Origin of the sequence: Agromyces cavernae, assembly GCF_021044935.1 — a bacterium.
Classification (GTDB): Bacteria; Actinomycetota; Actinomycetes; order Actinomycetales; family Microbacteriaceae; genus Agromyces; species Agromyces cavernae.
The window spans coordinates 277,660-289,159 of record NZ_JAJNMP010000004.1 but is presented as its reverse complement, the minus strand read 5'-3'; the positions used below and the strand labels follow the sequence as shown (position 1 = coordinate 289,159).

Genomic DNA, 11,500 nt, shown 5'->3' with positions numbered 1-11,500 from the left:
GGGCCATCCGTCTCTTTCGAACCTTAGCCCAGTCGCGCGGATCACGCCGCCAGCAGGCGGGCGAGTGCCGCGCCGACCGCGTCGTCCTCGATGAGGAAGGCGTCGTGCCCGTACTCGGACGTGATGATGAGCGGGGCCTCGCCGTGCACGCTGTGCCTGAGCTGTGCGGCGATCTCGCGCTGGCCGCTGAGGGGGAAGTAGCGATCGCTGTCGATGCCGAGCACGAGGCTGCGCGCCTCTACGCGGGCGAGGGCCGCCGCGACGCCGCCGCGCCCCCGGCCGATGTCGTGGGAGTTCATCGCCTCGGTCAGCACGATGTAGCTGTTCGCGTCGAACCGGCGCGTGAACTTGTTGCCGTGGAAGTCGAGGTACGACTCGACCGCGAAGCGCCCGTCGCCGCCGAGCGGGTCGAGCTCGGACTGCCAACTGCGCTCGAAGCGGTGGTTGAGCTCGTCGGCCGTGCGGTAGTTGAGCATCGCCATGCGGCGCGCGAGCGAGAGCCCGCGCGTGGGGCCCTCGCGGTCGGCCGCGTCGTAGAACGCCCCGCCGTTGAACGCCGGGTCGGAACGGATCGCCTCGATCTGCACCGAGTTCAGGGCGATCTGGTCGGCCGTCGTCGACGGGGGCCCCGCGAGCACCGCGATGCGCTCGACTGCGTCGGGTGCCTCGATGGCCCACTCGAGCACGTGCATCGCGCCCATCGAACCGCCCACGACCGCCGCGAACCGCTCGATGCCGAGGCGCTGCGCGAACGCGAGCTGAGCGCGCACCTGGTCGCGGATGGTGAGGAACGGGAACCTCGAACCCCATTCGGTGCGGTCGGGCGCGAGCGACGCCGGACCCGTCGAGCCCTGGCATCCGCCGACGACGTTCGGCGCGAGCACGAACCAGCGGTCGGTATCGATCGCGAGCCCGGGGCCGACGACGCCCGGCCACCAACCGGAGCTCGGATGCGCCGGACCGGCTGGGCCCACGACATGGCTGTCGCCGGTGAGCGCATGCAGCACGAGGATCGCGTTGTCGCGAGCGGCCGAGAGCGTGCCCCACTGCTCGTAGGCGACCTGCACGCCCGGCAGCACGCGGCCCGATTCGAGCTCGAGGTCGCCGATTCCGATGAACCGCCGGTCGCCGACGGGGTCGCCGTCGCGCCAGGCTCCGGTCGCGGGCGCTCGCCGCCCGAGCATCGCGAGCGCACGCGCCTCGGGCACGATGCTCGCGGGCACGGTGTTCGCCTGCGTCTGCCAGTCCATGCTTCGATTCTCCCGAACCGGGCTCCCTCGCGGAGCTTTGTTACGAGTCGCGGCCCTCCCGAATCGATCCGTCGAAATGTGCACCAAGGGCGCGCGCGAACGACGTTTTCCGACGGATCGATGGTGGTTGCCTGCGTGCGTGGCGCGGCGGAGGAACACGGATGCCGCGGGCCGGTGCGGCCCGCGGCATCCGAGTGCCGGCGCGATCGGTCAGACGCGCGCCGCCTCAGCGGCGGTGCGGGCGGCGGCGAGGCCCACCTCGAGGTCGGCCTTGAGGTCGTCGATGTTCTCGATGCCGACGGAGAGGCGCACGAGTCCGGGCGTGACACCGGCCGTGAGCTGCTGCTCGGGGGTGAGCTGCGAGTGCGTCGTCGAGGCGGGGTGAATGACGAGCGAGCGCACGTCGCCGATGTTCGCGAGGTGGCTGAACAGGGCGAGGTTGTCGACGAAGGCGCGACCCGAGTCGACGCCCCCCTTGAGCTCGAACGACAGCACCGCGCCGACGCCCTTCGGCGCGTAACGGTTGGCCGCGGCGTACCACGGGCTCGAGGGAAGACCCGAGTAATTGACGCTCGCGACGTCGGGGTGGTTGTCGAGCCACTCGGCGATCTCCTGCGCGTTCTGCACGTGGCGTTCGATGCGCAGCGACAGGGTCTCGATGCCCTGGATGAGCAGCCAGGCGCTGTTCGGAGCGATGGCCGCGCCGAGGTCGCGAAGCAGTTGCACGCGCGCCTTGATGATGTAGGCGAGGCCGTCGCCGACCGCGGCCGTGTAGCTCGCGCCGTGGTACGACGGGTCGGGTTCGGTGAGGCCGGGGAACTTGTCGACGTTCTTCGACCACTCGAACGTGCCGCCGTCGACGATGACGCCGCCGATGGTCGTGCCGTGGCCGCCGAGGAACTTCGTCGCCGAGTGCAGCACGATGTCGGCGCCGTGCTCGAACGGGCGGATGAGGTACGGGGTCGCGATCGTGTTGTCGACGATGAGGGGCACGCCGGCCTCGTGCGCGGCGTCGGCCACCGATCGGATGTCGAGCACGTTGATCTTGGGGTTGCCGATGGTCTCGGCGAAGAACAGCTTCGTGTTCGGACGCACCGCGCGGCGCCATTCCTCGATGTCGTCCTGGTGCTCGACGAACGTGGTCTCGATGCCGAGCTTCGCGAGGGTGTACTTGAAGAGGTTGTACGTGCCGCCGTAGATCGACGACGACGAGACGATGTGGTCGCCGGCCTGCGCGATGTTCAGCACCGCGAACGTCTCGGCCGCCTGGCCCGACGCGACGAGCAGCGCCCCGGTGCCGCCCTCGAGCGCGGCGATGCGCTCTTCGACGACCGCCTGGGTCGGGTTCTGGATGCGGGTGTAGATGTTGCCGAACTCGGCGAGCGCGAACAGGTTCTTCGCGTGCTCGGAGTTGTCGAACACGTACGACGTGGTCTGGTAGATCGGCGTCGCCCGTGCGTTCGTCGTCGGGTCGGGCGCGGCGCCGGAGTGCACCTGCTTGGTCTCGAAGCGCCAGTCGGCGGTGTTGCTCATGGGAGTCTCCTCGGAGGTCGGGTGTGCGGACCCGCCGCAGCTTTCGAGCCACGTTAAGGGCGCACGCGAGGGTCGGCAACGGATGCCGCAACACGGCGTCACGGGCAACGTCGGCGCCGCGGGTTGAGGAGCGAGGAACGAGCGTCTCGAAACCCCGTCAGCGACGCCCGGCCTCGGGGGGCAGCACGAGGGTGCCGGTCGCGGTGGACGGCTCGGGCCGGAAGAGCCACCTCGCGCGGGGCTCGATGAGCGGGCGGAAGATGCGGCGCACCGGCTTCAGCGAGAGCACGATCGAGATGCCGATGCAGAACACGATCATGGCCGGGAGCACCCAGAACGGCTGCTGCCCGGCGAGCAGGCCGGTCTCGCGGAACGGGAACAGCACGAACGTGTGCAGCAGGTAGATGTACATGGTGGCCCTGCCGAACGGCGTGAACCAGTGCGCACCCCGCGGCATGAGGGTGAGGAATGCCACCGCGAGCGTCATCGCGGCAAGTAGCAGCACGAGGCGGATGGCGCCCGACCACGGTTCGTCGTAGCCGATGGCCTCGTACGACTCGTCGTACAGCATGAACCGGCGCAACCGCAGGTCGCGCAGGGTCTCGATCGTCATCGGCATGAATGCGAGCACGGCCGCGAAGAGCGCGATCGCGCCGGCACGCCACCGCCAGGCGACCGCCGAGCGGAGCTCGAGCCACCGCCCGGTGAGCTGCCACTGCCGCAGCTTCCAGCCGAATACGAAGAACGGCAGCATGCCGAACGTGCGCGTCAGCGCGAAGGTCGAGTCGATGGTCTCGGTGTAGCCCGCGCCGATCGAGATGACGATCGCGATGATGAGCGGGTAGCGCAGCAGCACGAGGTAGGGCAGCACGATGCGCCAGATCGCGAGGGCGATGAGGAACCAGAGGGTCCACGAGGCGGTCGTGTAGTCGAGCGCGAACTCCCCGCCGAGGATCCACCGGATGACCGTCCAGATCGTCTCGAAGATGAAGAACGGGAAGACGATGTCGGTGAGGATCTGCTTGAGCGCCCGCGCATTCGGGGGACCCGATTTCGCGAAGTAGCCGGCGACCGTCACGAAGACGGCCACATGGAACGAGTAGATGAACAGGTAGACGCTGTAGGCGGCGTTGTCTTCACCGATGAGCGGGAGGATGCCGTGCCCGATCACGACGAGCGCGATCGCGATCCAGCGGGCGTTGTCCCAGAGCGGCACTCGTCTGCGGGTCGGCGTCGGAGGGTGGTGGGGCCTCGTGTGCATCACTCCAGTCTCCCGCATCCGTCGCGGGTTGAGGAGCGACGGAGGAGCGTCTCGAAACCCTGCGATGCGTGCGGCCGGGCTTCGAGACGGTCGCTGCGCTCCCTCCTCAACCCGCGAACCGGCAGAATGGGCGCATGAGTGTGCTGCGAGCGGTCGTCACCGGTGCCAGTTCGGGGATCGGGGCCGCCACCGTGCGCGCCCTGCGGGCGGCCGGATGGGATGTCGTCGGCGTCGCCCGGCGCGAGGACCGTTTGCGCGAGCTCGAGGCCGAGACCGGGGCATCCTTCGTCGTCGCCGACCTCACGAAGCAGGCCGACGTCGACCGCCTGCGCGACCACCTCGCGGCGACCGGGGGAGTGCACGCCCTCGTGAACAACGCCGGGGGCGCCAAGGGGCTCGACTCCGTCGAGGCGTCCGAGATCGACGACTGGGCGTGGATGTTCGAGGTCAACGTGCTCGCGCTCAAGCGGGTGACGAGCGCACTCCTGCCGCTGTTGCGGCGGGGCGCGATCGAGCGCGGGGTCGCCGACATCGTGAATGTCACGTCGATCGCCGGCCACACCGCGTACGCCGGCGGCGGCGGCTACAACGCCGCGAAGTTCGCGGCGCATGCGCTCACCGAGGTGCTGCGGCTCGAGCTCAACGGCGAACCGCTGCGCGTCATCGAGGTCGCACCGGGCCTGGTGAAGACCGACGAGTTCGCCCTCGTGCGGTTCGGTGGCGACCGTGCGCGGGCCGACGCCGTCTACGAGGACGTCCCCGAACCGCTCGTCGCCGACGACATCGCGGGCGTCATCGCCGATGCCGTCCTCAAACCGCGCCACGTCGACCTCGACCTCATCGTCGTCAAGCCTGTGGCGCAGGCGGCGCCCTACCGACTCGCGAAGGGCGACCTCGTGGTGCGACCGGAGCCCACGCCATGAATCTTCGGGGTGCGTCGGAGGGCGATCCGGCGACGCATCGCCGCACTCGCTATGTCGACGTCACCGGGCGCGCCCTCGCGTTGCTCGGCGTGGCGTTCGTTCTGGCGTACACCGTCTTCGTGCTGTGGCAGGATCGCCCGCTGTGGGTGACGACGGTCATCTTCTTCGTGCTCATCCTCGCCTGGGTGATCTTCGTCATCGACGTCGTCATTCGCATCGCACTCACGCCGCGCGGTCGACGGTGGCACTACGCCTGGCATCATCCGCTCGAGGTGCTCTCGGCGGTCCTGCCGGTGTTCCGCGCGCTGCGCGTCATCGGCCTCCTGCAGGATCTTCCCGTGCTGAAACGGCACACACCGAGTGCGGTGCGCGCGCAGTTCATCGTCCTCGCGCTCGCGTACGCGGGAGCGTGGGTGTTCTTCCTCGCGCTCGCGACGCTGCAGGCCGAGCGCGACGCACCCGGAGCGAATATCCTGACCTTCGGCGATGCCATCTGGTGGGCACTCGTCACGATCGCGACGGTGGGTTACGGCGACACCTACCCGGTCACCGCGCTCGGTCGGTTCTACGCGGTGCTGCTCATGGCGGGCGGCATCGCGATCGTCGGCACCGCGTCGGCCACGATCATCTCCTACCTCAACGAGCGCGTCGCGGGGCTGCGCCACCGGGGTGACACGCTCGCGCCGCCGTCGCTCTCCACGGGCGAGGAGCCCGACGAGTCGGCCACGGCCGCGCTGCCGCCCTCCGAATCGCGGGCCCCGGTCCCCGCCGACGCCGAGCGCCCGCCTTCGGCGGGGCCGCCGGGTAGCCTGTGAGGATGACCTTCGATGCGAATGACGCCGCTTCGGGCGTCGACGGGATCCGCCGCGAGATCCTCAGCTGGGACGACTTCGGCGAGGCGGCCCGAACGCTCGCGAGCGATGTGCTCCGCGCCGGGTTCCGCCCCGACGTCGTGATCGCGATCGCGCGCGGCGGGCTGCTGCTCGCCGGTGCGATCTCGTACGCCCTGGGCACGAAGGCGTGCGGCTCGATCAACGTCGAGTTCTACTCGGGTATCGACGAACGCCTGCCCGAGCCGGTGCTGCACCCGCCGATGCTCGACGCGCCCGCGCTGAGCGGCAAGCGTGTGCTGCTCGTCGACGACGTGTCCGACTCCGGCCGCACCCTCGCGAAGGTGCTCCGCCTGCTGACCGACGAGGGTGCAGAGGTGCGCACCGCGACGCTGTTCACGAAGTCGCACACCGTGCTGGTGCCCGATTTCGACTACCGCCGCACCGATGACTGGATCGTGTTCCCGTGGTCGTCGCTGCCCCCCGTCACGGTGCCGGCCGCGGGCGCCTCCACCGAGGCCGAGGCCGAGGGCACCGCGTGAGCGTCCACCTCGTCGGCGGCGGTGCGCTCACCGCTGCGGATGCCTCGCTGTACGCGCCGTTCGTCGCCGAGGCCGCCGCGCGGGCGCGCGTCGCCGGTCGCAATCGACCTCGCGTCGCCGTGATCTCGATCCACCCCGAAGGCGGGGAGCGGGCCGCTGTGCTCGTCGACGTCCTCGCCGCGGCCGGCGAGTTCGATCCGCACGTGACGGCCGTTCGCGGCGGCGAGGACGTAGCGATCACCGCGCTCGCCGAGGTCGACGGAATCGCCGTCGGAGGCGGGATCGTCGAAGAGGTGCGGGCGGGACTCGAGCCGGTGTTCGGTGAGCTGCGTCGGCAGGTCGCCGCCGGCGTGCCGTATCTCGGCGTCTCGGCGGGTGCGATGATCGCGGCGGAGGGGTCGCTCTCGAGCGGCTCGCGCATCGACGGCGTCGTCGTCGCGCCCGAAGACGTCGACGAGCCCGGCTTCGAGCTCGAGATCGAGGCGGGAATCGGACTGGTCGACGTCGCCATCGAGGTGCACGTCGCCCAGCGCGGCATGCTCTCGCGTCTCGTCGCCGCCGTGGAATCCGGCCTCGTCGACGGCGGGCTCGGCATCGACGAGCGCACTGCGCTGATCGTCGGAGAGGGCGGCCTTCGGGTCGAGGGCCTCGGCAGCGTCTGGCGGGTGCTGCCCGCCGACGGCGGGGTGCTCGTCTCGACGATCGGCGTGTGATGCCCGCGAAGACCCTTGACGAACTCGCCGCCGACGGGCTCATCGATCCCGGGTGGGCGCACGCGCTCGCGCCCGTCGCGCCGCGCATCGCCTCGCTCGGCGACTTCCTCCGCTCCGAGACCGCGGCCGGTCGCGGCTACCTCCCGGCGGGCGACAAGGTGCTGCGGGCCTTCGACGCGCCACTCGACGACGTGCGGGTGCTCATCGTCGGGCAGGACCCGTACCCGACGCCGGGACATCCGATCGGGCTGTCGTTCGCCGTCGACCCGCATGTGCGACCGGTCCCGCGCAGCCTCGCGAACATCTATCGCGAGCTCCACGACGACCTCGGTATCGTGACGCCCGCGCACGGCGACCTCACGCACTGGAGCCGCAGCGGCGTCATGCTGCTGAACCGCGTGCTCACCGTGCAGCCCGGCACTGCGGCCTCGCATCGCGGCAAGGGCTGGGAGGAGGTCACCGACCACGCGATCCGCGCGCTCGTCGCGCGCGGCACCCCGCTCGTCGCGATCCTCTGGGGCCGCGACGCGCAGGGGCTGAAGCCGCTGCTGGGCGACACGCCGCTGATCGAGTCCGTGCACCCGAGCCCGCTCTCGGCGTCGCGCGGGTTCTTCGGCTCGAAGCCGTTCAGCCGGGCGAACACGTTGCTCGCGGCTCAGGGCGCCGAACCCGTCGACTGGAGCCTTCCGGCCTGACGGGACATCCGAAACCCGATCGAAATACCGCGCGCGTAGGCTTGCGGCATGCTCGAAGAGGAATACCAGCAGCGCCGCGAACTCCCGAGGCACCTGCGCCCGGTGCCACCGGTCGAGGCGCCGTTCGAGTACACCGTCAGAGATGCGCGTGCGGCCGACCTGCCTGCCGTTCGCGAGATCTACAACTACTACGTGGCGAACTCCACCGTGACCTTCGACGAAGACGCGATGACGCTCAAGGAGTGGAAGTCGAAGTTCGCGTACCTCGCCAAGCTCGGCATGCCGTTCATCGTCGCAGAGTCACCATCGGGGCAGTTGCTCGGCTACGCGCTCGTGTCGCCGTGGAAGCAGAAGCGCGCCTACCGGTTCACCGTCGAGAACTCGATCTACCTGGGCCCCGCGGCGTCCGGCAAGGGACTCGGCCGCGTGCTGCTTCGCGAGCTCATCGACCGGTCGAAGGCGGCCGGCCTCAAGGAGATGATCGCCGTCATCGCCGACCAGGGCGCCGAGGCGTCGATCGCGCTGCACGAGAAGTTCGGGTTCGTCGAGATCGGGCGCATGGGCCGGGTCGGCTTCAAGTTCGACCGGTGGCTCGGCACCGTGCTGATGCAGAAGACGCTCAAGTAGCCGGCGGATGCCGCGACGCGACGTCAGAGCGTGAGGTTGAACTCGCCCACCGTGAACGGCACGGCGATCGCGACGGCGAGGCCCGTGACCGCGAACAGCGCCGGGTGCGCGAGGCCGACGACCGCCCGACGCAGCGCCGGGTGCCGGGCCAGCAGGCCATCGGGAATCCGATCGCGGTCGGGAACCTCGGCCCAGCCACGCACTTTCGCCAGGAACCACGCGCACCGCAGCACGAACGCCGCCCACAGCACGGCGACCACGAGGGGCACGATGACCGACATGACGTTGAAGCCGATGCCGACGATCTCCTCCTCGCGCCCCTCGGCCGCGAGCTGGATCGTCTGCGAGATCGTGGCGCCGACGACGACCGACGCGCTCCACGCGCCCACCGCGATCACGAGGGCCAGGTAGCGCACGAAGAAGTGCGAGAACACCGAACTCATCTCGTCGAAGTGGCGGCGGGGAGTGCCGCTCAGCACGACGACGGTGGCGACGAGCGAGGGCGTGACGAGCGCAGCGAGCACGAGCCAGTCGAGCCATCCGGGCCAGTCGGCGGCCACCGCGGCGGCGAGGACGACGCCGAACGCGGCGCTCCAGGCGGCGCCCCAGACGAGCGGATGCCGCCCGACGAGCGTCACGACCCGGTTCTCGGTCACGCGCGCCATGCTAGCGGGGCGGAGGCGGCGCCGGTCGTAGGCTCGACGGATGGAGCTGCACGAGCACACGGCCCTCGAACTGCACCGACTGCTGCAGCGGCGCGAGGTGTCGCCCGTCGAAGTCGCCGCGCACTACCTCGCGCGCATCGAGCGGCTGAACCCGCAGGTCGGCGCGTTCACCACGGTGACGCCCGAGGCGGCGCTCGAGCGGGCTGCGCACGTCGAGCGCGACGTGCCGACGGCCCGGCCCTTGTGGGGGCTGCCGATCGCCGACAAGGACCTGCTTCGGCGTGCGGGCGTGCCGTCGCGGTTCGGCTCGCGCGCGTTCACCGATTTCGTTCCGGATGACTCGGACGAACTCGTTCGCGATGTCGACGCCGCGGGCGCCGTGAGCCTCGGCAAGTCGTCGACGCCCGAGTTCGGGCTGCCCTCGTACACCGAGGGCCTCGCCGGGCCGCCCGCCCGCAATCCGTGGAACCTGTCGCTCGGCGCGGGCGGCTCGAGCGGGGGAGCGGCCGCGGCGGTCGCCGCAGGGATGCTGCCGTTCGCCCCGGGTTCCGACGGGGGCGGGTCGATCCGCATCCCCGCGGCCTCGTGCGGGCTCGTCGGAGTCAAGCCGTCGCGTGGCCGGGTGCCCTCGGGGTCGGGTCTCGGGAGTCTCGCGGGCCTGGGCGTGGCGGGGCCGATCGCGCGGACCGTGGCCGATGCGGCGCTCCTGCTCGACGGCCTCGTGGCGCCCCTCGGCTACCCGGCGGCGCACCGTTTCGCCGTGCGCGCGCCGGGTGACGACGGTCCGTTCCTCGCGGCGGCGATCCGTGGCGAGGGACGGCACCAGCTCGGCGTGATGACCGACTCGCCCTGGGACGAGGCCTACGAGATCGCGATCGACGCCGATGCGCGCGGCGCACTCGACCGCGCCGTCGCGGAGTTCGAGGCGATCGGTCATGGGATCGAGCAGCTGGCGCCGTCGCCCGAACCCGGGTATGCGCCGGCGTTCCGCACGATCTGGCAGTCGGGCGCGGCGACGCTTCCCGTCGACGGCGACGATGAGGCGCTGCTCGAGCCGCTCACGCGGTGGCTGCTCGAACGCGGTCGGCAGGTGACGGCCCGCGAGCTCGCCGAGGCGCTCTCGTGGCTCGCCGGGTTCGAGGAACGGGTCATCCGCCGGTTCTCGTCGTTCGATGCGGTGCTGACGCCCGCGCTCGCGCTGACCCCGCGGCCGGTCGGCTGGTACGACCCCGAAGACGGGGAGCGGAACTTCGCGCAACAGGTGCAGTTCACCCCGTTCACCTCGTTCGTGAACGTCTCCGGCCTGCCGGCGATCACGGTGCCGGTCACCGAGACCGGCGACGGCGTGCCGATGGGCGTGCAGCTCATCGGACGTCCCGGCGGCGAGGCCGTGCTGTTCGCGCTCGGGGCGCAGCTCGAGCGGCGCGTGCGGCGCTGGCAGCGCCATCCGTCGATCTGGTGACCGAACGGTACGTCACGAGTTGACGAAGTTAGGTAAGCCTCACCTATAGTGGAACCATGCTCGGTCTCGACCTCACGATCTCCTACAACGGCACGCCGGTCGTGCACGGCGCCGAGCTCCACCTCGAACCGGGCAAGGTGACCGCGCTCGTCGGCCCGAACGGCAGCGGCAAGTCGACGCTGCTTCGCGCACTCGCCCGCCTGCACCAGCCCGACGCTGGTCGGGTGCTGCTGACGCCCGGCGGCGACGCGCACACCGTCTCGTCGGGTGCAGCCGCCGGCGAGCCCGACGACCTCGTCGCGCACGGCATCGACGCCGCGAGCCTCAGCGCGCGCGACTTCGCTCGTCGTGTCACGCTGCTCGCACAGAGCCGACCCACGCCCGGCGGCCTCACCGTGCGCGAGCTCGTCGAGTTCGGCCGGCACCCGCATCGCGGCCGATTCATCGCGGGCGACGCGCACGGCGCCGCGATCGTCGACCGGGCCATGTCGCTCACCGGCGTCGGCGACCTCGCGGGCAACGCCGTCGACCAGCTCTCGGGCGGCCAGCTGCAGCGCGTCTGGCTCGCCGCCTGCCTCGCGCAGGACACCGCCGTGCTGCTGCTCGACGAGCCGACGACGTACCTCGACATGCGGTACCAGGTCGAACTGCTCGACCTCATCCGTGAACTCGCCGACGATCACGGCGTCACGATCGGCGTCGTGCTGCACGACCTCGACCAGGCCGCGGCGATCGCCGACCGCATCGTGCTGCTCGAATCCGGCCGGGTACGAGCCGTCGGCACACCCGCGGAGGTGCTCGTGAGCGACGTGCTCAGCAGCGCATACGGCATCCGGGTCGATGTCGACATCGACGAGCGCGGCTGCATCACGACGTGCCCCATCGGGCGATACAACACGCGGCAACGCATCGAACGGCTCGCCGTCGCCTAGCGGCGCAGACCCCGAACTCCCACCCCGACCACCCCCTTCGCACGGGACACCCATGCCCGCGCACCGA

General features: G+C 70.8%; 12 protein-coding genes. 8 read left to right on the top strand and 4 right to left on the bottom strand.

What is annotated here, in order from left to right:
- Window positions 1–41: 41 nt before the first annotated feature.
- The 3 genes from metX to LQ757_RS16985 all read right to left on the bottom strand — a co-directional run bounded on the left by metX (window position 42) and on the right by LQ757_RS16985 (window position 4,044).
- The gene (gene metX / locus LQ757_RS16995) at window positions 42–1,250 is read right to left on the bottom strand and encodes a homoserine O-acetyltransferase MetX (protein WP_231048455.1); all 1,209 of its coding nucleotides are present in this window, start codon (window positions 1,248–1,250) and stop codon (window positions 42–44) included.
- Window positions 1,251–1,460: 210 nt separating this feature from the next.
- The gene (locus LQ757_RS16990) at window positions 1,461–2,783 is read right to left on the bottom strand and encodes a bifunctional o-acetylhomoserine/o-acetylserine sulfhydrylase (RefSeq protein WP_231048454.1); all 1,323 of its coding nucleotides are present in this window, start codon (window positions 2,781–2,783) and stop codon (window positions 1,461–1,463) included.
- A 157-nt stretch (window positions 2,784–2,940) separates the two neighbouring features.
- The gene (locus LQ757_RS16985; RefSeq protein ID WP_231048453.1) at window positions 2,941–4,044 is read right to left on the bottom strand and encodes an acyltransferase family protein; all 1,104 of its coding nucleotides are present in this window, start codon (window positions 4,042–4,044) and stop codon (window positions 2,941–2,943) included.
- A 134-nt stretch (window positions 4,045–4,178) separates the two neighbouring features.
- Here LQ757_RS16985 and LQ757_RS16980 point away from each other — a divergent pair, with 134 nt between their 5' ends.
- From LQ757_RS16980 to LQ757_RS16955, 6 genes are read left to right on the top strand one after another with little or no spacing between them, the layout of a single operon-like run.
- Window positions 4,179–4,967, top strand: a complete 789-nt coding sequence (locus tag LQ757_RS16980) for an SDR family NAD(P)-dependent oxidoreductase (protein WP_231048452.1) — start codon at window positions 4,179–4,181, stop codon at window positions 4,965–4,967.
- The gene (locus LQ757_RS16975) at window positions 4,964–5,782 is read left to right on the top strand and encodes a potassium channel family protein (protein WP_231048451.1); all 819 of its coding nucleotides are present in this window, start codon (window positions 4,964–4,966) and stop codon (window positions 5,780–5,782) included. The genes LQ757_RS16980 and LQ757_RS16975 overlap by 4 nt, the downstream gene beginning before the upstream one ends.
- Before the next feature lie 2 nt (window positions 5,783–5,784).
- Window positions 5,785–6,339 (top strand): phosphoribosyltransferase, encoded by a 555-nt coding sequence (locus tag LQ757_RS16970; protein WP_231048450.1) that lies wholly within the window; start codon window positions 5,785–5,787, stop codon window positions 6,337–6,339.
- Window positions 6,336–7,052 carry a Type 1 glutamine amidotransferase-like domain-containing protein gene (locus tag LQ757_RS16965; RefSeq protein WP_231048449.1) on the top strand — a complete coding sequence of 239 codons (717 nt, stop codon included), beginning with the start codon at window positions 6,336–6,338 and terminating at the stop codon, window positions 7,050–7,052. The genes LQ757_RS16970 and LQ757_RS16965 overlap by 4 nt, the downstream gene beginning before the upstream one ends.
- Window positions 7,052–7,747 carry a uracil-DNA glycosylase gene (locus LQ757_RS16960; RefSeq protein ID WP_231048448.1) on the top strand — a complete coding sequence of 232 codons (696 nt, stop codon included), beginning with the start codon at window positions 7,052–7,054 and terminating at the stop codon, window positions 7,745–7,747. Before LQ757_RS16965 ends, LQ757_RS16960 begins: the two co-directional genes overlap by 1 nt.
- Window positions 7,748–7,795: 48 nt before the next feature.
- Window positions 7,796–8,374 carry a GNAT family N-acetyltransferase gene (locus LQ757_RS16955; RefSeq protein WP_231048447.1) on the top strand — a complete coding sequence of 193 codons (579 nt, stop codon included), beginning with the start codon at window positions 7,796–7,798 and terminating at the stop codon, window positions 8,372–8,374.
- A gap of 23 nt (window positions 8,375–8,397) precedes the next feature.
- Here LQ757_RS16955 and LQ757_RS16950 read toward each other — a convergent pair whose 3' ends face one another.
- Window positions 8,398–9,030, bottom strand: a complete 633-nt coding sequence (locus LQ757_RS16950) for a hypothetical protein (RefSeq protein ID WP_231048446.1) — start codon at window positions 9,028–9,030, stop codon at window positions 8,398–8,400.
- A gap of 49 nt (window positions 9,031–9,079) precedes the next feature.
- On the opposite strand from LQ757_RS16950, the gene LQ757_RS16945 reads away from it, so the two are divergent.
- Both LQ757_RS16945 and LQ757_RS16940 read left to right on the top strand, forming a co-directional pair.
- On the top strand, window positions 9,080–10,501 hold the full coding sequence (locus LQ757_RS16945; protein WP_231048445.1) for an amidase: 1,422 nt from the start codon (window positions 9,080–9,082) through the stop codon (window positions 10,499–10,501).
- Window positions 10,502–10,557: 56 nt separating this feature from the next.
- On the top strand, window positions 10,558–11,433 hold the full coding sequence (locus tag LQ757_RS16940; RefSeq protein WP_231048444.1) for an ABC transporter ATP-binding protein: 876 nt from the start codon (window positions 10,558–10,560) through the stop codon (window positions 11,431–11,433).
- Window positions 11,434–11,500: the final 67 nt, after the last annotated feature.